Below are 25,038 nucleotides of genomic sequence, written 5' to 3'. Positions count from 1 at the left end.
TTGATTAGCTTTTTCTTGCTCGCAAAAAAATAAACTGAGGTTTTCTGGTTATCTTTTCATATACTTTGGGCTGTAATTGTTTGAATTTCTCTGTCGGCATAGGTTCTATTAGCTTTTCAATAATAAATCCCGCGTCTATTACCGGTGAGATTATTTTACATAAAGGTCTTCGATAAAATTGGACTTTTACTTTCCCTACATTAGTTTCCCACTCATCTTCTACAATCTCCGTTAAAAAATAGTTTTCCCTGTTGAAATATGTAAAGTCCATAAATGGATGATGCACCGAAAAAACTAACGAACCTAATGGCTTTAATATTCTAATAAACTCAGCCATTACAGGTTCCCAGTCTTTAATATAGTGAAGTGTTAAAGATGACACTATAACATCAATCGATTTATCCTCTATGAAATTTAGCGGTTCATTGAGATCAGCCCGTCTAATGTCAGCCTTTTCACCAATTCTTCTCCGTGTCATTTCTATCATACTAGGACTAAAATCTATCGCTATTACCTTTGCACCATTATCCAACAGCCATTTACTATACCAGCCTGCGGCACATCCGGCATCTAGCACCTTTTTTCCTGCAATATCAGGAAGCAATGACAATGTTGCCGGTCTTTCATAGTACGCATTAAATGGTTTTGTATCAACACATTCAAAATAATATTCTGCCATTTTTTCATAAGAATCAAAAGATATCGAGCTCTCATTTATCAATGGTCTACCATTTGATAAATTTATCAACATTCTACCTCCAACATACACTGGACTCTAACCAGCTATACTTTACATACGTTATATATATTATCCTGCTTTCGCCTGGAAGATTCACCTGCTATTGCAACAGGCTTTCATACAATCTAATAAATGAAACCAATGTTATCCAAACGTCGCGCAATTTCAGAAATGATCCCTTCTTCTTCCTTTTCATCCTTCGCCTCAAAGGTAACAGAAAGCCTAATGTATGCCCCGGCGTCATCCCATGGGACAACTGAAATTAGTGCTTCTTTGAGTAAGAACTCGGAAAAATCTTCTGCTGACGTGAAGCATCTTCCGCTTTTGGTACTATGGGGTATACCTGTATATAAGTAAAATGATGCTTTAGGCTTAGTGACTGTGAACCCAATACGTTTTAATGCCTTCACCAACATAGTATGACGGCGCGAATATTTCAAAGCTGTTTTTTTCGTTATTTCAGGATGCTGCAAACAATAAACGCCAGCCTTTTGAATAGCTGCAAACTGACCGGAATCATTGTCATCTTTTACAGTTGCAAATCCTTTCACTACTAATTCATTACCACACACAAATGCCAGTCGCCACCCAGTCATGTTAAATGCTTTGGATAACGAGTGAATCTCTATCCCAACATCTTTAGCGCCCTCAACTGACAAAAAGCTAAGCGGTTGTCCTTCAAAAGTAAGAGCTGCGTAAGCAGCGTCTGATACAACAATGATCTCGTTTTCCTTGGCAAACTGTACAACTTTTTCAAAAAACTCTTCAGTCGCAGTAGCTCCGGTTGGATTGTTCGGATAGTTAATATATAACAATTTAGCTCTACGGCACTGCTTAGAAGTCAAGGAGTCCAATTTAGGTAAATAACTATTTTCAGCTAAGAGTGGCAAATTAACCACTTCTCCTCCTAACGCTTTGGTCATAGTCCCCATAACAGGATAACCGGGTACAGTCATAATAGTAATATCGCCCGGATTAATAAAGGCTAGCGGCAAAAGTGCCAAAATCGACTTCGAACCAATTCCATGATTTACCTCATTAATTGAATTAAGGCCATAAACTTGATAAACTTTCTCCATATAATGAACAGCAGCATCCTTAAATACTTGTATACCATTATCGGCATATCCTCTATTTTCTCTCAGCTTAGCTTGTTCATATAAGACTTCAATAACTTCCTTTTCCGCCATCCAATCTGGTTCACCTACCCCAAGATCAATTAATTCCACATTAGGATTGTTTTTACGCGCCTCCCTTTTAGCTCTTTTAATTTTTTCAAATTTATATAGAACTGCATCATTCCCGAATTTATTTCCCCCAATTCGCTCAGCAAATGATTGCTGAATAAAAGTTTTAGTCATACTAGTCCCCTTCTCTCTTGTATTATTCATTCCAACAGATAGCCTTTTTGAGCTTTTTCTAAAGCATTTACAAGCAATTCTACTGCACTCATAACTTCACGAACATGACCACGCGGCAAGTTTGCTATGACATCCTTATAATAATTGGCAATACTTTCCTGCAATTGTTGAGCAATCTCTTTACCGTTCTCCGTAAGAATAGCTTCTACAACCCTTTTATCATATACAGATCTTCTGCGAAGAATAAGCTTATCCCGAACTAAATTATTCATAATTCTAGTTATAGTGCTAATTTCAAGGCGCATTTTTTCACTAATTTCATTAATAGAAAGCGTTTGATGTTTATATATTTCCAGCAATATATAACATTGAGAACTGGTAAAACCATGCATTCTAATTTGTTTTTTTTCTAAAATTTGGAATGCACGCACTGCTTTTTGTAATAACACACCAATATCGTCTAGACACCTATTATATTTTTCTTCTTCACAAACTATAATTATTCACTCCCATCGCCTTATAATATTTGTATCATACAAATATTATTTTGTCAATTACGTCCAATTAATTTCAAACCGGCACTTTGCATAAAAAAGCGCTAGCACACCCTTGAGGATACGGCTCTAACCGCAGAGTACACAGAGAGCGCAGAGGGGAGATGTATATCGAGAACATTCCCTCTGCGTCTCTGCGGTTCAAAAAACTTATACTTTCTTATAAGAAAAAGACCTCCTATGACAAAGATGCTGCATAGAAAGTCTTTTAATCTTATTGGGCAAGTCCATTCGTAACGCGTGAAAGAAATGCTTTCGTCCGCGCATCTTGGGGATGATTAAAAATGACATCTGGTGTATCATCCTCAACAATGACACCATCTTCGACATAAATGATCCGGGAGGCAACTTCGCGTGCAAAGGCAATTTCGTGGGTAACGATCAGCATGGTTAAGCCTTCCTTAGCCAGTCCACGCATAACGGCTAATACTTCACCAACCATTTGCGTATCCAGTGCCGAAGTCGGTTCGTCCATTAGCAAGACTTGTGGCTGGATAGCAAGCGCGCGGGCAATCGCTACTCTTTGCTTTTGGCCGCCTGACAACTGATGCGGCTTGGCATTGATATATTGCGCCATGCCGACTTTCTCTAAAAAGTGGAGCGCGGTTTGCCTGGCTGTTGCTTTATCCTGCTTTAATACCTTTACTAATCCTACCATGCAGTTCTCAAGCACAGACATATTATTAAACAGATTAAACTGTTGAAACACCATACCGACTTTAGTCCGATATAGCGTTAGTTTATCCTGTTCTTCCACTACGTTTCGTTCATCGTAAATAATTTCGCCTGAGGTTGGTATTTCCAGCAGGTTGATACAGCGAAGCATCGTGGATTTACCAGAGCCTGACGCACCAATAATACAAATAACATCACCCTGGAAAACATCAAAGCTGATACCTTTGAGAATCTCACGCTTACCAAAATATTTAACCAAATTCTTAATTTTCAATATCTGCCGTGGTTCTATTGCGAACACTTTATTATCCATACTTCTAATTCTCGCCTTTCTTTGGAGTAAACGGTCCACATGGATCAGCTAACGGATCATGCGTAACTAATGAATAGTTATCAGGCCCATCCATTCTCTTTTCTATCCATAATAGAAAGCGTGAAACCGCAAAAGTCATAATAAAATAAATTGCACAAGTAATAAAGAAAACCTCAAAATATCGATAATAGGCACCAGCGGCTGACTTAGATAAGAAGTATAGCTCGGTTACGGAAATTACATTGAGTACCGAGGTATCCTTGATATTAATAATCAAATTGTTACCAATCTGTGGCATAATATTACGTAAAGCTTGCGGTAAAATAACACAGGACATAATCTGAAAATGATTCATACCAATCGCTTTTGCAGCCTCTTTTTGACCGACATCAATAGAAATAATGCCGCCGCGAACAGTCTCAGCCATATACGCGCCGGTGTTTACTGATACAACAATAAAGCCTGCTAACAGCGGGGACATATCGATATTATAAACTTGCATCGAGCCATAGTATACAACCATCGCCTGTACAATCATGGGTGTCCCGCGAAACAACTCAACATATGCTGCTAAGATGGCTCTGATACATTGATAAAAGCCTCGTTTAACAAGTCCATCTTTAGGATTAATCGGGATAGTTTGTAAAATACCTACGAATAAACCAATTACACAACCAACTATGGTACCACTGACAGCTAAGAGCAGTGTAACTAAAGCCCCTTTTACAAAAAGTACACCATATTGCTGCAGAAGAAAATAAACCCACCCAAAAAAAGTTACTGGCATATCACTTGTCATATTTCTTTCCACCTTGATTGATAATAAATTTCAGGGATGGCGAATGCCATCCCATTAATACTGCTTATTGTTTTGCTAACGGTTGTTTCTTAATGGCTTCTTCCATCAATTTGTTGCGATCCTCTTCTGTCATTGCAGACAGTGCTTTGTTTATTTTCGTCAACAACTCGTTACTTTTCCCTTTAGCCACCGCAATACCCATTTCAATTTCTTCTCGCTCGACCTTAAAGCCTTGTCCATCCTTGAAATCCAACATTACTAATTCTGGATTCGAAAAGACAGCAGCCATTGCAGTTGGCTTGTCAGTAGCCAGAACTTCTACCTTGCCAGAAGTTAGTGCAACAATCATACCAGGAACATTATCAATAGCAGGTTGAATTTTTGCATCAGGAATTTGTTTTAGCAAATCATACCAGACGGTATTGAGTTGTGATGTAGCAACAGCGCCTTTAAGGCCATCCAGATTCTTAGCGGCAGCAAAAGGACTGTCTTTCTTCGTAAGAGCAACAATATCGGCATTATAATAGACAGAAGAAAAATCGACTGTTTCTTTACGCTTACTGGTAATACTCATGCCGGCAATAGCTGCATCAATCTTACCGGCATTTACAGCAGGAGCTAAACCGTCCCATTCAATCTTATGGATTTCCAGTTCATAGCCCATAGATTCAGCAATCTTTTTAGCTATCATTACATCATAGCCCATAGCATATTCTTGACTGTCTTTAATTTTCACCGCGCCGTTATCAGCTGTAGTCTGGGTCCAGTTAAAAGGAGCATATCCACATTCCATACCAACCCTAAATACCTTTTTCTCTGCCGCTTTTTGGTCGCCGGAGCACCCTGTCAGCATCGCACCAAATGCAAATATTGCTAAGCAGAGTACAATCCTTAGCATCATTTTGTAACTTTTCATCCTCACTCAACCTTCCCTTACCCTATCATTATTTAAGGTAATTGTAGCAATACATAGGAATAAATGTCAAGCTGTATATAGATACTTGCGAAAACGATATTTTCCGACAGTTTATGTTTTAAAATGATGATGCCTGTAAGTCTTTCGAGCCTCTATTCTTACCACGCAAAACTTGTCTCTATACGAAATACTTGTCCTTTTCACCATAGAAATACCCTATAGATTAGATTTATCTGGCATTCTAACCTATAGGGTATATTTTAAGTTACATCATTCAACCAATTACATTGCGGCCTTATAGATAGCAATTATATCATCAAGTTTGGCAGTACGTGGATTAAATAGGCTGCAAATATCTTTTAATGCATTTCCGGCCATAACCTCAAAATCTTTTTCATTAGCGTTTAATTCAGCAAGGCCGGAAGGAATGCCAACATCTGCAGATAATTTCTGAATAGCGGTTATAGCTTTATCAGCAGCATCACGAACAGATAGACCTTGTACATTTTCACCCATTGCTATGGCAACATCAACAAACCGTTCTGGGCAGGCAATGATATTAAATTTTTCAACATGCGGTAGTAAAATAGCATTGCACACGCCGTGCGGCAGATTGTATAAACCGCCTAGTTGATGAGCCATAGCATGGACAAAGCCCAAACCGGCGTTATTAAATGCCATTCCACCTAAATATTCGGCATAAGCCATTTTGTCACGTGCTTCCATATTCTGACCATTGGCGACTGCATTGCGTAAATTAGTGGCAATAAGTTTGATGGCCATTAGAGCTGCTGAATCAGTTACCGGTGTAGCGGCAACTGAAACATATGCTTCCACGGCATGAGTTAATGCATCCATGCCGGTAGCAGCAGTAAGAGCAGGCGGCATACCAACCATCAGTAACGGATCATTAATTGCAACATTGGGAGTAGTGTGCCAGTCAGCAATAGCCATTTTTACATGATTAGAAGTATTGGTAATAACAGCAAACCGGGTCATCTCAGATGCAGTACCGGCTGTAGTGTTTATGGCAATAAACGGTGGCATTGGCTTCTTAGACTTATCAAGACCTTCAAAGTCCCGAATGTTTCCGCCGTTGGTAGCCAATAAGCCAATTCCCTTACCACAGTCATGAGCACTACCGCCGCCCAAGGTTATAATAGCATCAGCGCCGCTTGCCTGATAGCTTTTTAAACCGTCCTCAACGTTTTTGTCAGTCGGATTTGGCTCTGCTCCTGCAAAAATGCTAACCTTGATTCCTTCGGCTTCCAGCATGGCCTTAATATCGTCGGCCATCCCACCGGGGCGGCCTAGAAAAGCATCAGTAACCAGGAAAACATTCGAACCACCAAGAGCTTTCACTTGTGCAGGAGTTTGTTTGTGTGCCCCTACTCCCATTAGGCTCACAGTAGGAATAAAATACCCAAAGACTTGCTCACCAATTGCCATAAATAAAATCCTCCTTAGGGCTTAGCCCATTTCTTATCTTACGCCTTATTCTATTGCATGCATCATGCCAAAATCAGATTTAACGAATCTTACAATATAAATACCAATTTATCAATAAAATTCCGTATTTTAAAAGAGGTTAATTATGATATATGTGGAAAATATGTATCAGTGTAAGAACAATGTCCGTGGACATGTGTTTCTTAAGCGAAACACTATATTGTATAACTGCTGGAGGTGGACTATGGCTAGCCTATTAGCAAGTTTTATTCACGGAAATGATGCCAGGGTAATAAATAAAGTCCCGTCACCCATCTTCCAATCTTGGAAAAGATGCCGGGGACTAAATGTTAATCATGAACAACTCTTTCAAGATGATATTTTGCCATCGAACAGACTTAACGAATTATTAGGCAAATCTGAACAACTAATTCGTACCGCAAAGCCAATCCTGCAACATATATTTAGTCTATTGAGTAGAGGTAAATACCAAATCCTGCTCAGCAACAATGAAGGATATATCCTGGAAACCCTTGGCGATCCCTCATTTGTTAACAAAACCAAAAAAATTTTTTTAACCCCCGGTGTTAACTGGCGGGAAAATTTAAAGGGTACCAATGGGATAGGTACCGTACTTATCGAACAAATGCCGTTAGCTATTCCTGGTTGGACACATTATTCGCAGCCTGTTAGCTTTTTAGATTGTTGGGCTTCTCCGATTAGCGCCAGTGACGGAAACTTAATTGGAGTACTTAATATTTCCGGCGAGGCCGGTGCTACGCATAACCATGTAATGGAGATAACCACCCTTGGAGCAGCTATGATTGAACAAAGCCTCGCAATCGCTGAAATGCAAGCAAGATTTAATCTTTCCAAGAGAGATCTGGATGCTTTAGGTAAAACCTTACTACACAGCAAGGCATCTATTGATAAAGGTGATTCAATAAAGACAGAACACCATAACTTCTTTGTGCCGATTTCGTTTAATCACACAGCAGAATGTGAAAATCAATGGCGTGGGCGCAGTCCAAAAACTCATTCTATCCTTGATATCGCAATGCGCGCAACGCGGACAGATTCAACCGTTCTCATCCAAGGTGAAAGCGGTACCGGCAAGGAAATTATCGCTAGAACTATCCATAACTCCAGTGCACGCAAAGAAAAACCGTTTATAACATTAAATTGTGCTGCAATTCCCCATAACCTTGTAGAAAGTGAACTTTTTGGCTATACTGACGGCGCATTTACAGGGGCTAAGCGGGGTGGACAAGCGGGGAAATTTGAGCTAGCAGGTTCGGGAACAATATTCTTAGATGAAATTGGCGATATGCCTTTTCACGTTCAGGCTTCACTGTTACGGGTCCTGCAACAAAAAGAGTTTTACCGGATTGGTGATAATAAGTGTCACGCAATGAATGCCCGTGTTATTGCTGCAACTAATCAAGACCTGTGCCAGATGATGCAGCAAGGAAAATTCCGTTTAGATTTATATTATCGCTTGAAAGTCATTTCAATAGAAATTCCTCCACTTAGAGAACGAATTGAGGATATTGGGGATCTGGCACCCTATTTTGTTGAAAAACTCTGCAAAAAATTTGGTTTTCCGCGTATGGATATCAGTCCGGAGTTATTTCACCATTTAGCTAACTACCAATGGCCAGGTAATGTACGACAATTAGAAAACTGTATCGAAAATATGATCGCTTTATCGACAGGTACATCCACATTAACCGTAGCAGACCTGCCGATTGAATACACAACTAATTGTCAAAGCTCAAGCACTAGTCTTGAAAATCAAATATCGCAGCAATCTGCCAATCTCGAAAAGAAACTGATTATTCAGGCATTAGAAGATGTTAACGGTAATATCGCTGCTGCAGCTCGAAAGCTTGGTATCGGCCGCACTACACTGTATCGCAAGATGGACAAATTAAATATCGTGATTCCGTAAATCAAGAGCTTGTTCCTCTACCGGAATTCTTACTAATAGCAGCAGGGCAGCATTAGCAGCTGTAGCAACAACAGCAGCAACCACCGCACCAAAGATGAGCGGTACTACTGCCAGCTCAAGCGCGACTGCCAAATAATTGGGATGCTTTAAGAACCGGTAAGGTCCCCGTCGCACTGCCAAGTCGCCAGGAATTACCAAAATGCGTGTATTCCAATAACGTCCCAAGCTGATTATACACCAATATCTTATTACCTGTGCAAATAGGAATAAACTCAGCCATACCGGCCAGAAAAAAGCTAGGCTATTAGTAAAATAACCCTCAATCACCCAACAAACCAGCCAGGCAGTGTGTAACAAAAAAAATAACGGATAATGGCCAGCGCCGTATTCAATGCCTCCTTTCTTTAGTATCCATACCTGATTGCGATTAGCCAGCAGCAGTTCTGTTAGTCGTTGGATAACAATTATACTTGCCAAACCGGCAATCATCCCAGTTACCATCTAAATAACACCTGTTCGGCACTAAAACCTGGTCCTAAAGCTAGCATAAGTCCATATTCTTCTGTCGGCGGAGTGCTTGCCAAAAAGCTATTCAGGACAAACAATACTGTAGCACTCGACATATTGCCATAGGATGCCAGGACGTGGTAGGCGTGATCTAGCTTATCATCAGACAGCCTCAGACTGTCGGCATAAGCTTCAAGTACCTTTGCCCCCCCCGGGTGCACAACATAATGCTGGACAGAATTACTGTCAATGTCCCATTTGTCATAGGCCTTACCTGTAAGTTCAGACAAATTCTTTCTAACAATACTCGGGATATCTCGCGAAAAGCGGACTTTCAGTCCGCTTTCAGCAACATCCCAACCCATTATATCTTCCGTAGCAGGAAATAACGTACTATAGCTGCCACAAACAGTTGGCCCGCCACTATCGACAGCGATGAGAGCTGCGGCTGCACCATCGCCAAACAGACTGGTACCAACAAGATTGGCTTTCGAATAGTCGTTTCGCTGAAACGTGAGACTGCAAAGCTCTACAGCGATAAGCAGAACTGCTTTTCCAGGTAACACTTGCGCTAACTCTGACGCGCGTGCAAGACCAACAACGCCCCCGGCACAGCCCAATCCCCAGATCGGTACCCGGGCAGTATGCGGTGACAAGCCCAAGCGCTCAATGATTTTAGCGTCCACGGTAGGCGTAGCAATGCCGGTAGAGGATATGTAAATGATCATCCCGATCTCGTCTGATCGGATACCAGCCTGCTTGATAGCCTTTGCAGCTGCCTCCTCAGCCAAAGTAAGGGCCGTTTCTTCATAGATTTTGTTAGCTTCGGCAAAAGAATGCATCTCCTGGTACCATGCAAGTGGTCGTGACAAATGCCTTACTTTAATCAGCCCATTTTCAAAGACTGGTAACAGTCTTTCAAGATGGGCCATATTGGTTTGGAATAATGTTGCAACAAATTCCTTTATCTCTTCTTGTTGTAAGGTATAAGGCGGTATCGCTGTCCCGACTGACATAATTTGTGGATTTCCCATTTTGTCCCTCCTTGCTATAATAGCCGTTATTATAAGCTATTTCTGTTATCCACAAAAATGCTTACAATCCAAAAAGAAAATCCCCTCCTGACAGGGACAAACCAGGAGGGAACAAAGAAACTAGCGGCAGGAATTACTTCCTGGGTGGGAACTTAATGTTCAAAATGAAATTGCAAACTGCAATTCTTACCCTTCATACATGATTCTATCTTGTTTGAATACTTACGCATCAGAAATCCCGACAATTTTACAATTGCAGTGTCATCATTAAGCAATTCCTCATCGGTGGGCCGTTTCTCCGGAAATTCCAGCAAAACTCCGTTATAGATAATGTTGACAGTTATATGATATTCGTCAAAACTGACTTTTAGTCTTACCTTGCCTTCCTTAACCAGCTCCAATCCGGAGGCTGTCTCGAAGAACTCGATAATTGCAGACGAAGCCCTGTGGATAACGTCGCTGCGCGCTCCCCAAGCCGCACCATTGGCTTCCATGAAGTCAATCACTTTTGCTGTCGAATTCGGTCCTACCATAAGTGCTATAGTACTTTTCTGTTTTATGCCGATACGAAATAGCAGATTTAAAAGAACAGCCGTAATCGAAACCACTGCCAGGGAAGATTTGAATAAAGCTTGCAGTTGCACCGGGAATTGAGCATATATGCCAGGCAGCAGGTCTACACTCAATCCAAAAACCAGTGATAATCCAATAACAAATATTTTCCTTTGATCAAGCATCCGTGAGGTAATGATTTGAAACCCCTCAATAATAAAATATCCCAGATTTATTAGCAACACCGCTCCCATAACAGGTGCCGGCATGATGGCTAAGAACGCAGCAGCTTTCGGGAAAAAAGCCATCGCAATAAACACACTGCTTACAAGATATGCCAACCGACGGCTGGTAACACCGTTTACAATCGCTAACCCCACACTACCGGAACTACTGTTCAGACCCATACAGCCAATAATTCCGCAGACTGATGTCCCAATTCCTTCAGCAAAGATGCCTTTCCCGACGTTTTTAATATCAACACGTTTCCAATTTGTATCATTTGTCTTTTGGCATATCGCTAAGTTACCTATTGTTTTCAGCGTAGAACAAATAACTGCGACCAAAAATGGCAACAGTAATCTCTCGTCAAAAGACCACTCCATATGAATGGCAGGAATAGCGATATATGGCGTAGCAACTAATTGTTTTATATCATCGACATTTAGAATTCCGCATAAGTATGACAGCACATATCCCACTACAATGCCGATAAATATAGAGTATTGCCGCATAGAAGCCTTGCCCCATATATTTAATGAAACCATGATTGCCAGGATTATAATTCCAACCCACATCGATGTCATATCTATGGTAGTTTTTGTATCGTCAATGCCAAATATCGCCGAAACCCCAGGAGCAATACCGGCAATCCCGGTCATGGCAACCATTAATCCTGCTACCTCTGTAGGAAACAAAAACCGTATGCGCGGGATGATTCTGCTAATCAGCATTTGAAAGAAACCAGCAATAGTTGTCATGCCAAATAGCAATGACAACCCACCTGTTTGCACAGCCAAAGCAGATGCCTGATAATACAAAAATCCAGTTTCCTCTGCACAGAAATATCCGGAGCCTATTGCCCCCTTATGTGAGACTTGCAAAAGTGTCCCCAGTCCAATCCCGATCATCATTACACTTACAAAATTTTGAGCTACTTCCCGCGACCCGCCCATCATACTTATAATCAAAACAGGTAATACCAGATCCATTGACAATACCACAATTTGTTGGATAACAATCGGAATAGCCACTCTATTCGGGATTTTATCATGAAGACCATAACTTATATTTACCGGTTTCTTTTCATTATCATCCATTTTCAAGCCTCACTGGAACGTAACACCATAGTAGTTAAGCGGTTTAGTCGTTCCTTGCTCCTTTAATTATATTGATACCCAACTACGTCAATAAATCAAAGTAAAGACTAAATTACTGCTAACAAATTTTAGCAGTCACTCAAAGCACTAAACCTTTGACTTTATCTAGTAACTATAATATTTTATCACAGATGCTTTCCAAAAGCTGTACCTCTAGATCATTTTATATGCTAGAAATCGCTTCTCATCTTTAATCATTTCCATAAATACAAAACTCCTGCCAAATCATCAAAATTTAGCAGGAGTTCCCCTAATATTTTATGCTTTTTGCAGGGAAAAAACGCAACCATTGAATGGCTGCGTTTTGTAAAACTTTATTCGGATTTATCTGACAGGACTGCTGGAGTAACCTTTTTTTCAGCTTTTTTCTTCTTTTTTTCCTTGTTCTTTGGGCTCTTATCTCCCATGTTGAACATCTCCCTTTTATAACAAATAAATCTACGATAATTATACCATAGTTTTACATTTTACAACGCTGCTTCTACAATCACATTGCAGCATACTGCACTCAGTAGTCAGTTTAAACAGGAAAATAGCATGTTTTTCATAAAATAGCTTACTATTTCACGCTTCTTCTACCCTTCTTACATTGTAAGATATAATGGCAGCTTTCCGCGCATCGCCAAATCTAACCTTGTTTCAACTTCATTCCAATTAATTAGCTCCACTATTCTTCGAACATACGCTTCCCGTTGGTATTGATAATCCAAATAATAAGCATGTTCCCATACGTCGAGAACCAGTATCGGAATAGACCCCCACTGTGTAAGATTTTGGTGTTTCTCCGCAATTAATATTTCCAGGGAATTCCAGGATGGATTCCAGGCGAGAATACCCCAGCCTGATGCTTCAACCTTAGTAGTTGCAGCAATTAGCTGTTCTAAAAAAGCATCAAAACTTACAAAACGTCTGGTAATTTCCTTAACGGTATTCGGCCCTGGTTCACCACCGGTTCCCTTTTGCGTCAGTATTGTCCAATAGATGCTATGAAGGATATGTCCAGAACCATTGAATGCTAATTCATTTTCCCAGTATTTAATGAATATATAGTCTCTTTCCGCCCGGGCTTGCGCTAATGCTACCTCTGCTTTATTAAGGCCATCCACATAAGCTTTATGATGATGGTCGTGATGTATTCTAAGTGTAGCTTCACTAATAATCGGTTCAAGGGCATCATACGCATATGGCAATGGAGGCAAGCGGTGTTTACCAATTGGCACACGTTTGGCTGTTAATTTCGGCAATATTTACATCCCCTTTTTGATATATTCTTTACCGTTAATGTATTCACCCGGGAATAAAATGGCGATGAAACCTACCTAAAAAATAACATTACGTCCCAACTAATAGAGCTGACCTGAGTAATCTCAGATCAGCTCTATTAGTTTTCGCTCATTATTTTTCATCAAGCAGTTGGCTAATTTCCACCATCTTAATAAACTCGGCCCTATACCCTCCATCATCATGTCCTTTTGCGCTTTTCGCTAATTCCAGCACTTGTTGGTAGGTCGCCTGCCCTTTAAACTCACAGTTGCGCAAAAGCATGGCATATTCTGTAACAGCTGCGGCAAATCTAAAGTTCTCTGAAGGTACACTGGTAACATCATCAGGGCCAACACATTTGGTAAATAGAATACTACCATCCTTCTCCAGTTCCTTATAGCGGATTTTCACCTGCAGTAAGTCATCACTTGGCACAATCTCCGGCCGTTGATAAGCCAAAGGATCAATTCTACCGGCTGATTCCTCTGACCCAACAGGAATTATTTCATAAAGTGCGGTAACCGAATGGCCTGCCCCCATATCGCCCGCGTCTTTTTTATCATTAGTAAAGTCGCTATTTTCCATAACCCTGTTCTCATAACCGATTAACCGATAATATTTAACGTTAGCCGGGTTGAATTCCACCTGAAATTTGACGTCTTTGGCGATAGTATACAAAGTGCCAGCCAGCTGGCCAACCATCACCTTCCTGGCCTCCAGAGCGTTGTCAATATAGGCGTAATTGCCATTCCCTTTATCCGCTAAAGCCTCCATTTTATTGTCTTTTATATTACCCATGCCAAATCCAAGTACACTAAGAGAAATCCCGTCATCCCGCCGTTGTTCAATCATTCTCACAAGTTCACCTTCGCTGCTTACGCCAACGTTGAAATCCCCGTCAGTAGCCAAAATAACCCGGTTATTGCCTGATTCGGCGAAGTTATCTTTAGCAATCTTATAGGCCAGTTCGATTCCTTTCCCGCCTGCAGTCGAGCCGCCGGCCTGAAGGTTGTCTATAGCAGCTATGATCTTGTCCCGTTCACTGCCATAAGTCGGTTCGAGCACTACCCCAGCCGCGCCGGCATATACAACGATTGACACCTTATCTTGCGCGCGCAATTGTTTCACAAGCATTTTAAAAGTCGTCTTTAGCAGGGGTAGTTTATTGGGTTCATCCATTGATCCCGAAACATCAATTAGAAACACCAAATTGCTTGGCGGAAGTTCTTGTGTCCTAAGGTTTTGTCCCTGAAGGCCAACCATTACCAATTGATGGCCCTGCTGCCAGGGACAATCACTTACTTCCGTTGTTACTGAAAAAGGATGCTCCCCTATAGGCTGCGGATAATCATAGTTAAAATAATTAATCATTTCTTCTGTCCTGACAGCGTCAGCAGCCGGCAATTTGCCGGAGTTGATAAACCGGCGTACATTGCTGTAAGATGCAGTATCAACATCAATGGAAAAAGTTGATAGCGCTGCTATCAATGTGTCTTGGAAGCTATTATCGTATACTCTCTTATATTCTTCAGTATTAAAGGCAGCAGCCTGATACATGCCTCCTCCCGCCATTGAACTGTCTCCATAATATTCCCTATTTGCTTTAACCAAACCATTGGGCGCGGCAGTCACATATCGTCCCTCATAATATGGGGCTTTAACTACTACTATCGCCGCCTTAGTATCATTGATTTGGAAGGACAGATGGTACCTATTCCTCAGTTCCTCAAATACCTGACCCAAAGTTTTCCCTGCCGTTAACCGCAAATTGATTTTCATATCAGCAATTTCGGGAACCGCTAAAATGCTGATGCCACTCTGCTCACTGATGAAAGCCAGGAAATCTTCGAGTATCATCCCGGTAACGTTGATTTCCACCGGAATTTCAGTGGCCCTAGCCCTTTCCGCAAAATTTCCCGGTGCAGCCACAACCGTAGCAGACAACATAAGTAGTACTAGTATTATCAGTAGTTTTTTCATTGGCAGTTCCCCCCCTTGTAATTATTCAATTTTACTGTTGCCAATTTCAGTGCCACCCCATTCCACTAAGGTAAATCCTTTCCTTACAAAAGTCGGCAAGGTCTGCTCCGGTAACTTTTGGATACTACTTATATCATCAATACCTGAAAACTCCATAAATACCCGTATTGTTGTTTCCGCTGCAGGCTTTGTTTCAAGAACTGAACTGCCGTCAATATTGTCATTAATTCTAAAATAGACAAAACAATTTTTATAATTTTTCATTACTGGTAACCAATAGACTACAAAATCATTGATTTCATTCTCATTCAGACCAATACCCGCCAATTTGTTTTGGAGAAATGAAACATAGTCCTCATTTTTTACATAAAATCCGGATTTAAATTGGTAGTGTTCTTTCGCAAACGAATAAGCGCCATCCCAAAATAAATATTTATAAACTCGATTATCCTTCACATTCAATAAATTTCCGTTTGGTTCTGCAATGACTGTCCAGTTATCGGCATAGGCCGGATAGGTATTGAGTAACGTCCCTTTGAAGTTATGAATAATTGAAATTTGTGATTGTTGTTCAGGATAAAGATAAATCGCCGGTTTTTTAAGAATAACCTCCGCTTGTAAAATAATTTCGAGCGGTTCCTCTTTTATTTCAGTTAGCTCACTTGTTTTATTACTATAAGCAGAAACAAATTCTATGTAGGAATATTCTTTTAGCTGTTCTTCAGAAAGAGTAATATCAAAACTCGATTTTTTCGAATCAAGAAGCAACTCCCCTTTAGCGCCTGGTTTTAAATCCTTCAGTAGATAAATCTGATAATTTTCACACTCTTCCAGCTCTTGTGAAAGACCAATGAACTTAGGCATGAATACTTCGCCCCTAATTCTTTTGCCTTGCACGGGCTGTTGAGTGCTCTCCTTGCTGCGGCTAGCGGCATTGGCTAGACTGGCGTCTGCCTCGCCCATTTGGGCAATGTAAACATATGAACTATCCATACCCCAGTAACTGCGCGGATAAACCGAATAGAAGGTCATATGATATTTGGTATTGGGCTGTAAAAGGGCATACTCCCCACCCGCAATTCCGGCCAAATGATACCATGGTCCATTTTTAGCCATACCCTCAACATACAATATCGAATCTTTTCCTGGTTTATCGCCAGTCCAGGCAAGTAACTCATTTTTTTCCGGTAATACATATTCCCTGGCATCCATGCTACTGTACTTCTCCAGATCCGCCTTGAGCGCAGCTAAAGCCGCCTGTAATTCAGCTAAATTTTTTGGCTCCCCTTGTTGCTTCCGAAACTCTATCCACCGCTGATGCCGATCAATTTCCACATTGATTGCTGCTATCGTGGCCGACAGACACTGTTGTTTCAAATCGCTCTGTTGCAATATGTCGTCATTGCCAGCCTTCCTGCTATCGTCTGCATAGCCAGCAGACCCGAAAGACAAAACAAGCACAACAAGCACAAGCATACCTGACCAAACAATTGATTTTCTCATACACGTTTCCTCCCCTTACTATTTCTCAGTTGAAATCCTAAAAGAAAACCACTTTACCAGGAATTCCTCACAGGCTTGCTTAATATACGTCGCTGGCCAACTAGTTTCTTGCGGCGCCCATGCCGGTCTGCCGCCAATAATCTGGTTTGATTCATCCAGCCATATCTGCTCTGCAACAATATACTTACTGTTAACTCCATCAAGCTGCACCCGGCACAAAACACTGCTCAGTTTTCCCAGACTATCCTGCTGACGATTAAGTTCCTCCTGTTCAGCAGCGTCAAGCTCAATTCTCAGCCACAATTGCCTGCTGGTATCAGAATATACGTTCTTTAGTACGCTGAAGGCTAGTCCGTTATTATTTCCAAGATAGTCCACGACATCTGCGCACTTGGAATATTTCGCCAAGTGTTCCTGTGCCGCCGGTATATAGCTTTGATAAGATTGCGTGCCAGTAAGAAGCTCTTGATAGGTGGAAGATGTTTCCAGTATCCGGTTTTGCCGTTCATACTCACTGGCCTCCTTGTCTTTAGCCAGCCCAGCTTTTACCGCAACATTCGATGACCTGGTCACACTTGTTCCATATGTAAGACTAGGTACCAACAACACCAGTGCTAAAAATACCACAGCAACGATTTGTCTTCGCCGAAAACTGTATCGACTCATATACTTCACCCTTCCTCTGCCTTAATTTGCAAATAGATTTTACAAAATATTTACCAACATTTGTTTCTCATTATTATAAACGCTGATATAAAGCAAAAGTAACGCCTTAATTCATTTTCCTTAACAACATTTTCAAGTTTCCCGGCAGGTATGGTTCTTGACTCGTGTACTAGTGCCAAGTCCTTTAGGACGCCAGCAGAAGCTTTAGCCGTTCAATCCAGGGAAAGCTATACTTTCATCTGGAAACTAAAAAACACTATTTGCCTGTTATCATGAACAGGACAAATAGTGTTTTTTCAATACATATTTATCTTGGATACGAGTCAAGACTCCCGCCTATGTTTCAGCTATGCTGAAACAAGTTCACTACCGATCAAAGAATGGGCTTTTGCCGGTTATACTAAGCGGGATTCCATACACTATTTTAACTTCCTCACCCAAAAGGCCAATGTTGATGGCCGCTTTACCTACGCTGAACATTACTCTATTGTCGGCATGATATAAAGAAGCGGTGTTAACTGCCGATCCCACAGCTATCCCAAGATCACCAGTGCTGATCGCACATATCCCTGTACCTTGTGCACACTCAGCACAATCAGCATACCCACAATAACCACAGGGCTGCACTCCCAGGGGTTTCACTTTCTGACCTAACAATACAACCAACGCGGCCTGATCGAGGCAATTGGCATCACGCTCGAAAAATTGCATACCTGATTCTTGAGCAATGCGCCGCATCTCTGTTGATAGTTGTTCTTTTTCTTGACCATTAACAATCAAGGTTACCAAATTGTCCACGCCTCTACCTTTGGGAGCTGTTCTCGCCGCTACACACATCATATCGGCAATCTGCGCTACTGCACGTTCCTCAACTTCCTGGCTACTAATAATCATTTCAATTCCTCCATTTTCCTTTATACTTAAATCTATTTTGGCCATTATTGCCAATCCATAACAATTGAATCACTAAAATTAAGATATTTCTAAAGAATGTCTTCTCTGATATAATAGTAACTGATAGGATATATTTGGGCAAGTACGCACTTAATTGTGGTATAGTATCTATCTGTATACCACATCATTAAGCATAATTCTTAATAAACATTGGAGTGACCGCAAATGATTACATTCAAAAATATTGAATATCAGTGTGCTATGGAATTAACGTTAGACCTTATTGGTGGCAAATGGAAAGCATTAATTCTCTGGCATCTAGGGGTAAGTACCCTCCGATTTAGTGAGTTAAAGAAAACATTACCAAAAATAACGCAAAAAATGTTAACCCAACAACTACGGGAACTGGAAGCGAGCGGACTAGTGAACCGATATATATATACACAAATTCCCCCTAAAGTAGAATATTCTCTTACACCAGACGGCAAGAGTCTCTTACCTATATTAGACACTTTGTGTCAATGGGGTTCGAACTATGCTAATGCCGCAGAACCAATTGCTGAAAAAAACACCTGCCAACCATGTTCGGAAAATGTGTAGCACCCTCTGTTTAAATTTATATGTGCTTACTGTAAAATATCCCACAATTGTTTGCCGATTAGCAGTGTTGTTATCGAGATAAACAACGGTTTGACATAAGCCGCGCCTTTGGCAATAGCAAATTTTGAACCGGCAATAGCACCCAAAATCATTGCCATACCCATGGTAAAACCATAAACATAATTGACTGAGCCAGCCAGCAGAAAAGTCACGAGTGCACCAAGGTTGCTCGCCATGTTGAGTGCCTTGGCATTCCCGGCAGCTACCACAAAATCAAAACCCAGCATCAAAAATACGAAGATTAAAAAAGATCCTGCCCCCGGTCCGAAAAAGCCGTCATAAAAACCCAGCGCAAAAGTAGCGCAGCCGCCTAAAATACCGGCTCTTTTATTAATACCTGTATAAGTAGACTTATCACCCCAGTCTTTTTTAGACATTGTATAAATGGCTACTAAAACCAACATAACAATAACTAATGGCTTTAAAAATTCAGGAGGAATCAGCCTTACCGTATACGCTCCCAATATTGAACCAAATAAGGCCAAAGGAAAAAGATATTTAACTAAACTAAGATCCATCTTTCCTGAGCGCAAAAATGATATACTACTCGTACTAGAACAGCATATTGAGGCCAGTTTGTTGGTTCCCAATACAACACTGGGAGGTAATCCTGTCATAAGTAGTGCCGGCATTGAGATTAAACCGCCGCCACCAACGACAGAATCGACAAAAGCTGCAATAAAACCTGCTCCCAATAAAAAACTAAGCATTTCTATACTAATATTATCCATAGTAATTGACCTCCTGCTTTTCCATAAGTGTTTTCTGCTATTTTTCAATTAACGTTGTTAGCTGTCAGCCCATAAGTTCATTATATACAATACTTATACTTAAAGTAAAATAATAGTGCCCATCATTGCCGATCCAGGTTTGGTATAAGCAAAATCATAAGCCTTGCTGTCGCCGTGCCTGTTCTAAATGTTAAAGGGTCTACAATTCTTTGAAAGAATTGTAGACCCTTTTCAGTGCTGCTAGGACCAATTTTATCTTAGTACGCGTGTCAAGACTCCCACCTCTATAGGTAGCGTCGATTCAGGTGGAGTAGCCTCTCCACCTGAATCCCCAATGTTTCAACCTTGCTGAAACGAGTTCACTCACTCATCAGGCCGGGTTCGCTCCCCGCTAGATTTTCCGAGTACCTACCACTTCTATTACACTTTGGGTTTAAAAATATCTAGCTTAGGTTTTGGTTTTGATTTAGTTCTTGGTTTAGGTGGCTTTGGTTTAGGTGCTTTGGGTTTAGGCGTTGGTCTAATACCTACCGGGTTTGTTATAGGCGGTATCGTAACCTTTATTGGCTTATTTTCTAATTCACTATTTTGGGGCATAACCTTTGCTGCTGGTTTACTATTTGGTAGTATAGTATTACGTGGTTCAACATCTGGTTTACTATTTGATGACATACTCGTAGCTGGTCTACTATCAATTTTAAGAACCGGTGGTTTCATCTGGGCTACGTTTGCTAAAAGTGCCTTTGACTGTAACGTTGGATTATCTGCTATAAGAACTACTTGTGTATGCGGATTTGCCCTTACAAATTCATAATATGATGCAATTACCTGATCATAATCGTTATTCATATCTAGCCCTGCAAGTGGATCTTCTGTTGTTGGCAAATTACCGGCATATTTAATTATATTTTTTTCATTAATTTTTACTCCCTCAAAAATATTACCAAGTTTCGCATATTCTAAGATTTGGCTTTTAATCTTGTTTTGTATTTGCTCATTATGTGTAGTGACTTTATCGAATTCATTTACTACTATTGGCAATAATACAATTTTAAATCTGTCTATCTCCTCGAAATTCCACTTTTCGATCTCCGGGTTAGCAACCAAAGCACTACTATCGGGAATTAGTAAGCAATATTCATCTGTTACTTCATAGGATGCAGCTATCAAACGTAATTGTAGATCAATAGCCTTCATCGCACTATTAAATTCCTCTTCTTTGTTCATCTTAAAAAGAAAGCCATTCTGTTCAATGATGATAAATACTTTTTGAACAGCTGCGTCCAAAACATTTTGTTGCCTGTCCGGCAAACCTGTTGACAAAAACCGAAACAAATTTATAAAACGTTTATAATCATTGAGTAACTGTTCTTGTATCTTTCGTCCATTATCATTCAATTCGGCCCATTCGTAGTCACCGGCCCCCGACATTATAATCTTGGAGTAGTTCCAGCGAACAATATCCGAGTACTCCATGAGATTGTTCAATAGCTTCTTTAAATGTAACACTTCTGTACTAATATATTGAATTACAGATTGCACAAATTTTACTCTCCCCCAACAACTGTTTAAACTCCTTCAAACGCGACAATTGAATAGTATAATTATATACATATAATATTTACTAATTGTTTAGAATATAAGAATCTATAAACTTCCTGTAAAATTACAAAAATCCTACCAAATTCATGCAATTCGGTAGGATTTTGTATCATTATATGATTGTTAATTGATTGATCGTTACTACGTCATTCTTTGTTACAACAATATATTTTCTGACTTATTTAACTGCTATACATACCGTTGCTGCTCATATAATTGTAAATTCCCTCGCCGTGCTTTTGCTCTTCCTTTTGAATATGGTTTAAAGCTTGCCGTACGCTGGAATCCGAGGATTCAAAAATGGCCGAGTCATAAGCTCCTGAAACAAACTTTTCCGTCATTAACATGTCGCTACAGAGCATTGCGTCAGCTTGACTGGCTGATGATGAAGATGCTGCCGACGTTGTCTGAGTGCTACTTTGCTGAGTTAGTTGGGATTGCTGTGCCTGCTGGCTCTGTTGTCCCTGACTCATACTTGGCACCTGACCGTTTAAAATTGATGTTAGAGTATTCAAATGTTGCTGTTCCTGCTGGGCGTAGGATTGAAATAATTGCTTTAACTGGGGATCGCTGGCCTGCTGCGCATTACTTTGATATTTTTGAATACAAACTTTCTCATGGGCCTGTTGATCTTGTAATAACTGTTTTTCTTTTGGACTCAGTTGTAATGTCATATATCTGCCTCCTCTAGTTTCCCATAGCATTCCCGGCAGTTCATAATAACATTCAACTAAAATAAAAAATTTGAACTAATTGGCTATAAGTTCATCTGTTATCCTCTTACTTTAAGAACTGTAGTTCAGAATTTGCGACTATTTGAGAAATTCTACCTCACCCGAAGCAAGCTTATATTTAGCACCTATGATTTCTACTCCGCGAATGTGAGTAAGAATGGTATCGGCTTTTAAAGCGGCTACCATATTGATAATATTTGCTTGGGAAGCAGCTTCATAAATATTTTCAGCATGTGAATCCCTGGCCGTAGTCACGGCAGGTTGAATCTTTGCCGCAATTGCCTGGATGTTAGGTGGTACATCGCCGCCATCAATAGTAGCTTTTACAGCACCACACTGCTCATGACCAAGGACAACTACGAGTTTAGTACCCAGATGCTCTACCGCGTATTCTACACTGCCTAGTTCAATAGGCCCCAGAACATTGCCAGCTACACGAATGACAAATATATCACCAAGACCTTGATCAAAAATAAGTTCTGGCGGTACACGTGAATCAGAACAGCTAACAATTACAGCAAAGGGTACCTGACCTTTTGTTAACTCAGCCCGCCTTTCTTTGCCAATTGGTTGTTTAGAGTATTTTTCCATTACGAAACGGTTATTACCGTCTATGAGCATTTTCTGGGCTGTATCGGCAGTAACTAAATTTACTGCTGGCGATGCTAGGACTGGAACAGCCAGAGTCAGAAGCAAAAACATAATCAACAAGGGGAAACAGGTAATTTTTTTCATTCGAATGTGTCATCTCCTTTTTATACCCGCCAATTCTCTTCCATGAATTGGCAACCAAAGTCACCCTATGAACACTAGCCAATTACAATTAATATTCCCATAAAAATACAAAAATCCTGCCTGTTTCATGAAGAAAATGCCAGTTTTGTTTACCATTCTCAAAAAGCTGCACTCTGTCCGGCAACAAATCCTGAGGACCATGCCCATTGAAGATTGAATCCCCCGCACTGTCCATCGATATCAATCATTTCACCTGCAAAAAATAGACCGCTTACCAGGTTTGATTCCATGGTAGACGGGTTGATTTCGTTGGTAGCAACACCGCCTGCTGTTACTTGTGCACTAGGCCAGCTTTTTGTTCCGGTCACCTTGAATCTCCAATCTGTCAAGATCGCCATGATTTTTTCATGCTCTTGGGTAGACAGATTAGTAACCGGCTGCTTTATATCCTTAATGCCTGCTTCTTTCAGTAAAACGGGGATGAGTCTTTTATTTATCAGACCGACCAAACTAAACTCAACCGTTTTACCGGACCTCTTGGCAAAACGTTTTGCGACAAGTGTCCGAAGGTTTTCTTTAGACATCATGTCCATAATAGTAAGCTTTAATTGAACCTCTTTTTTCTCTTGTAGCAGTTGTGCGGCGCATCGACTAATTTGTAAAATAGGCGGACCCGAAACCCCATAATTGCCAAATAAAATATCTCCTTGATCTTTGGCTACTGACTTGCCCTTATGTAAAATTTCAGCAGTCCCTACAAATTTAACCCCATCTATTTGTTTGAAAAAAGGTCCTTCGAGTTTTAGTTGAACAAGACCGGGAAAGATATCCATGATCGTGTGCCCTAGTTTCTGTGCTAATACAAAGCCATTACCATCTGAACCGGTAGCAGGCATAGCCTTTCCCCCTGCAGCGAGAACAACTCTGTCTGTTTGAAAGGTTAAGCCATTTTCCAACTTAATTGTAAATGTATCCTTTGACTGCCTTATTTCTTTCACATAAGCGTCACAGATAACGGTAACACCTATTTCATTGAGTTCATACCGCAATACATCTAAGACGCTTGAAGCCTGATCCGACATCGGGAACACCTTGCCGGCATCCTCAACTTTGTGGGCAATCCCTAATTCTTCAAAAAAAGAAATTGTCTCGGGAATGCTGAATTTAGCTAAAGCGGTGTTTGCGAAGTTGGGGTTGTTCCCTTGATAATATGTACTATCGGCATAGATGTTAGTATAATTACACCGGCCATTTCCAGTAGTCAATAGTTTCTTGCCGATGCGGGAATTTCGCTCCAGAATTGTCACAGCAGCACCCTGCCTGCTTGCTGAAATGGCCGCCAGCATCCCGGCGGCACCGCCGCCCACAACAATTACATGTTTTTTATCTTTAACCATATTACTACCTCAATATTCTAAGTAATTCTAGTTTACAAGTCATCTGACCCTATTTTCTCCTTTATACTATTTCCCATATACCACACAAAACTCCTGCCAAATCCTATATCGTTTGTTTCCAGGGAAAGTTATACGCTCCATCTGGATTAAAAAAGCGCTATCGCGCCCTTGAGAATACGGCTCTAACCACAGAGTACACAGAGAGCGCAGAGGGGATGATATGTATATCGAGAACATTCCCTCTGCGTACTCTGCGTCTCTGCGGTTCAAAAAACATATACTTATCTTATGAGTTCTTTTTCTCAAAAAAATGTAAAAAAACATAGCCTGCAATTACACACCCCGTCAATAATCCTAACAAAATCCCCGTTGCGAAAGAATGCTCTGACATTCTCTTCACCCCTTATGTTTTCGTCATTGATTATTTTAGGTTTCTTATAATATTTATTTAAAATTCAGAAATATAGTACAAAAAAAATAAATGCATTAGCAATCTCACTTCAACACAATACTAAACTAGGAGGTGTGATTAATGCGTGGAAAAAAGCTGAATAAAAGACACACCAACCCGATTATCCCCAGGACTACTCCCCAGGATGGCGCCTATTTAAAAACCTTGAAGAAATTGCAGGAAGAAAGGGCAG

22 protein-coding genes are annotated in these 25,038 nt (G+C 40.6%); 2 read left to right on the top strand and 20 right to left on the bottom strand.

The genetic code is table 11. The annotated features are described in order from the left end of the window. Window positions 1–4 precede the first annotated feature (4 nt). From AC1ECB_RS00685 to AC1ECB_RS00655, 7 genes are all read right to left on the bottom strand, one after another. A complete protein-coding gene (locus tag AC1ECB_RS00685; protein WP_485667012.1) occupies window positions 5–751 on the bottom strand; it encodes a class I SAM-dependent methyltransferase in 747 nt (248 codons plus the stop codon). 113 nt (window positions 752–864) lie between these two features. Then, entirely contained in the window at window positions 865–2,100 is a 1,236-nt protein-coding gene (locus AC1ECB_RS00680) for an LL-diaminopimelate aminotransferase (protein WP_485667011.1), read from the bottom strand. Window positions 2,101–2,126: 26 nt separating this feature from the next. Further along, a complete protein-coding gene (locus tag AC1ECB_RS00675) occupies window positions 2,127–2,549 on the bottom strand; it encodes a MarR family winged helix-turn-helix transcriptional regulator (protein WP_485667010.1) in 423 nt (140 codons plus the stop codon). Window positions 2,550–2,868: 319 nt separating this feature from the next. Beyond that, a complete protein-coding gene (locus AC1ECB_RS00670; RefSeq protein WP_485669249.1) occupies window positions 2,869–3,606 on the bottom strand; it encodes an amino acid ABC transporter ATP-binding protein in 738 nt (245 codons plus the stop codon). Window positions 3,607–3,646: 40 nt separating this feature from the next. Continuing rightward, a complete protein-coding gene (locus AC1ECB_RS00665; RefSeq protein ID WP_021166682.1) occupies window positions 3,647–4,441 on the bottom strand; it encodes an amino acid ABC transporter permease in 795 nt (264 codons plus the stop codon). 64 nt (window positions 4,442–4,505) lie between these two features. Beyond that, on the bottom strand, window positions 4,506–5,357 hold the full coding sequence (locus AC1ECB_RS00660; protein WP_485667009.1) for a transporter substrate-binding domain-containing protein: 852 nt from the start codon (window positions 5,355–5,357) through the stop codon (window positions 4,506–4,508). Window positions 5,358–5,639: 282 nt separating this feature from the next. Beyond that, the gene (locus AC1ECB_RS00655) at window positions 5,640–6,806 is read right to left on the bottom strand and encodes an iron-containing alcohol dehydrogenase (protein ID WP_485667008.1); all 1,167 of its coding nucleotides are present in this window, start codon (window positions 6,804–6,806) and stop codon (window positions 5,640–5,642) included. A gap of 244 nt (window positions 6,807–7,050) precedes the next feature. On the opposite strand from AC1ECB_RS00655, the gene AC1ECB_RS00650 reads away from it, so the two are divergent. Then, window positions 7,051–8,757 (top strand): sigma-54-dependent Fis family transcriptional regulator, encoded by a 1,707-nt coding sequence (locus AC1ECB_RS00650; protein ID WP_485667007.1) that lies wholly within the window; start codon window positions 7,051–7,053, stop codon window positions 8,755–8,757. Here AC1ECB_RS00650 and AC1ECB_RS00645 read toward each other — a convergent pair. The 8 genes from AC1ECB_RS00645 to AC1ECB_RS00610 form a co-directional block, all read right to left on the bottom strand. Further along, window positions 8,737–9,258, bottom strand: coding sequence for an isoprenylcysteine carboxyl methyltransferase family protein (locus tag AC1ECB_RS00645; protein ID WP_485667006.1), 522 nt, complete (start codon window positions 9,256–9,258; stop codon window positions 8,737–8,739). The genes AC1ECB_RS00650 and AC1ECB_RS00645 overlap by 21 nt on opposite strands. Next, window positions 9,252–10,298 carry a type III polyketide synthase gene (locus tag AC1ECB_RS00640; RefSeq protein ID WP_485667005.1) on the bottom strand — a complete coding sequence of 349 codons (1,047 nt, stop codon included), beginning with the start codon at window positions 10,296–10,298 and terminating at the stop codon, window positions 9,252–9,254. The genes AC1ECB_RS00645 and AC1ECB_RS00640 overlap by 7 nt, the downstream gene beginning before the upstream one ends. A 152-nt stretch (window positions 10,299–10,450) precedes the next feature. After that, on the bottom strand, window positions 10,451–12,169 hold the full coding sequence (locus tag AC1ECB_RS00635; protein WP_485667004.1) for a uracil-xanthine permease family protein: 1,719 nt from the start codon (window positions 12,167–12,169) through the stop codon (window positions 10,451–10,453). 644 nt (window positions 12,170–12,813) lie between these two features. Beyond that, window positions 12,814–13,473: a superoxide dismutase gene (locus AC1ECB_RS00630; RefSeq protein ID WP_485667003.1), complete on the bottom strand. Its 660-nt coding sequence runs from the start codon at window positions 13,471–13,473 to the stop codon at window positions 12,814–12,816. A gap of 151 nt (window positions 13,474–13,624) precedes the next feature. After that, window positions 13,625–15,472 carry a vWA domain-containing protein gene (locus AC1ECB_RS00625; RefSeq protein WP_485667002.1) on the bottom strand — a complete coding sequence of 616 codons (1,848 nt, stop codon included), beginning with the start codon at window positions 15,470–15,472 and terminating at the stop codon, window positions 13,625–13,627. A gap of 21 nt (window positions 15,473–15,493) precedes the next feature. Then, window positions 15,494–16,975, bottom strand: coding sequence for a hypothetical protein (locus tag AC1ECB_RS00620; RefSeq protein ID WP_485667001.1), 1,482 nt, complete (start codon window positions 16,973–16,975; stop codon window positions 15,494–15,496). Between the two features lie 18 nt (window positions 16,976–16,993). Continuing rightward, complete coding sequence (locus AC1ECB_RS00615; RefSeq protein ID WP_485667000.1) at window positions 16,994–17,641, bottom strand: hypothetical protein; 648 nt, start codon at window positions 17,639–17,641, stop codon at window positions 16,994–16,996. A 366-nt stretch (window positions 17,642–18,007) separates the two neighbouring features. Beyond that, on the bottom strand, window positions 18,008–18,535 hold the full coding sequence (locus AC1ECB_RS00610) for a ferredoxin domain-containing protein (protein ID WP_485666999.1): 528 nt from the start codon (window positions 18,533–18,535) through the stop codon (window positions 18,008–18,010). A gap of 225 nt (window positions 18,536–18,760) precedes the next feature. Between AC1ECB_RS00610 and AC1ECB_RS00605 the strand changes: the two genes are divergently transcribed. Continuing rightward, on the top strand, window positions 18,761–19,135 hold the full coding sequence (locus AC1ECB_RS00605; protein WP_485666998.1) for a winged helix-turn-helix transcriptional regulator: 375 nt from the start codon (window positions 18,761–18,763) through the stop codon (window positions 19,133–19,135). A gap of 26 nt (window positions 19,136–19,161) precedes the next feature. On the opposite strand, the gene AC1ECB_RS00600 is transcribed toward AC1ECB_RS00605, so the two are convergent. From AC1ECB_RS00600 to AC1ECB_RS00580, 5 genes are all read right to left on the bottom strand, one after another. Beyond that, window positions 19,162–19,926 (bottom strand): TSUP family transporter, encoded by a 765-nt coding sequence (locus tag AC1ECB_RS00600; protein ID WP_485666997.1) that lies wholly within the window; start codon window positions 19,924–19,926, stop codon window positions 19,162–19,164. 420 nt (window positions 19,927–20,346) lie between these two features. Beyond that, complete coding sequence (locus tag AC1ECB_RS00595; RefSeq protein ID WP_485666996.1) at window positions 20,347–21,468, bottom strand: hypothetical protein; 1,122 nt, start codon at window positions 21,466–21,468, stop codon at window positions 20,347–20,349. A gap of 242 nt (window positions 21,469–21,710) precedes the next feature. Beyond that, on the bottom strand, window positions 21,711–22,202 hold the full coding sequence (locus AC1ECB_RS00590) for a spore coat protein (protein ID WP_485666995.1): 492 nt from the start codon (window positions 22,200–22,202) through the stop codon (window positions 21,711–21,713). Window positions 22,203–22,340: 138 nt separating this feature from the next. Beyond that, a complete protein-coding gene (locus tag AC1ECB_RS00585) occupies window positions 22,341–22,997 on the bottom strand; it encodes a carbonic anhydrase (RefSeq protein WP_485666994.1) in 657 nt (218 codons plus the stop codon). A gap of 158 nt (window positions 22,998–23,155) precedes the next feature. Next, window positions 23,156–24,394: a BaiN/RdsA family NAD(P)/FAD-dependent oxidoreductase gene (locus AC1ECB_RS00580; protein ID WP_485666993.1), complete on the bottom strand. Its 1,239-nt coding sequence runs from the start codon at window positions 24,392–24,394 to the stop codon at window positions 23,156–23,158. Between the last annotated feature and the right edge of the window lie 644 nt (window positions 24,395–25,038).

This window comes from Sporomusa sp. 246TCP1 (genome assembly GCF_057319775.1).
The sequence above is the reverse complement of the archived record's forward strand: the minus strand, read 5'-3'. Positions and strand labels throughout refer to the sequence as shown.

Bases quoted from the DNA above. Each gene is read 5' to 3' on its own strand.
- AC1ECB_RS00625 (WP_485667002.1), bottom strand. From the start codon at position 15,472: ATGAAAAAACTACTGATAATACTAGTACTACTTATGTTGTCTGCTACG.
- AC1ECB_RS00635 (WP_485667004.1), bottom strand. From the start codon at position 12,169: ATGGATGATAATGAAAAGAAACCGGTAAATATAAGTTATGGTCTTCAT.
- AC1ECB_RS00655 (WP_485667008.1), bottom strand. From the start codon at position 6,806: ATGGCAATTGGTGAGCAAGTCTTTGGGTATTTTATTCCTACTGTGAGC.
- AC1ECB_RS00640 (WP_485667005.1), bottom strand. From the start codon at position 10,298: ATGGGAAATCCACAAATTATGTCAGTCGGGACAGCGATACCGCCTTAT.
- AC1ECB_RS00650 (WP_485667007.1), top strand. From the start codon at position 7,051: ATGGCTAGCCTATTAGCAAGTTTTATTCACGGAAATGATGCCAGGGTA.
- AC1ECB_RS00645 (WP_485667006.1), bottom strand. From the start codon at position 9,258: ATGGTAACTGGGATGATTGCCGGTTTGGCAAGTATAATTGTTATCCAA.
- AC1ECB_RS00605 (WP_485666998.1), top strand. From the start codon at position 18,761: ATGATTACATTCAAAAATATTGAATATCAGTGTGCTATGGAATTAACG.
- AC1ECB_RS00665 (WP_021166682.1), bottom strand. From the start codon at position 4,441: ATGACAAGTGATATGCCAGTAACTTTTTTTGGGTGGGTTTATTTTCTT.
- AC1ECB_RS00610 (WP_485666999.1), bottom strand. From the start codon at position 18,535: ATGATTATTAGTAGCCAGGAAGTTGAGGAACGTGCAGTAGCGCAGATT.
- AC1ECB_RS00685 (WP_485667012.1), bottom strand. From the start codon at position 751: ATGTTGATAAATTTATCAAATGGTAGACCATTGATAAATGAGAGCTCG.
- AC1ECB_RS00680 (WP_485667011.1), bottom strand. From the start codon at position 2,100: ATGACTAAAACTTTTATTCAGCAATCATTTGCTGAGCGAATTGGGGGA.
- AC1ECB_RS00660 (WP_485667009.1), bottom strand. From the start codon at position 5,357: ATGAAAAGTTACAAAATGATGCTAAGGATTGTACTCTGCTTAGCAATA.
- AC1ECB_RS00620 (WP_485667001.1), bottom strand. From the start codon at position 16,975: ATGAGAAAATCAATTGTTTGGTCAGGTATGCTTGTGCTTGTTGTGCTT.
- AC1ECB_RS00600 (WP_485666997.1), bottom strand. From the start codon at position 19,926: ATGGATAATATTAGTATAGAAATGCTTAGTTTTTTATTGGGAGCAGGT.
- AC1ECB_RS00615 (WP_485667000.1), bottom strand. From the start codon at position 17,641: ATGAGTCGATACAGTTTTCGGCGAAGACAAATCGTTGCTGTGGTATTT.
- AC1ECB_RS00590 (WP_485666995.1), bottom strand. From the start codon at position 22,202: ATGACATTACAACTGAGTCCAAAAGAAAAACAGTTATTACAAGATCAA.
- AC1ECB_RS00585 (WP_485666994.1), bottom strand. From the start codon at position 22,997: ATGAAAAAAATTACCTGTTTCCCCTTGTTGATTATGTTTTTGCTTCTG.
- AC1ECB_RS00580 (WP_485666993.1), bottom strand. From the start codon at position 24,394: ATGGTTAAAGATAAAAAACATGTAATTGTTGTGGGCGGCGGTGCCGCC.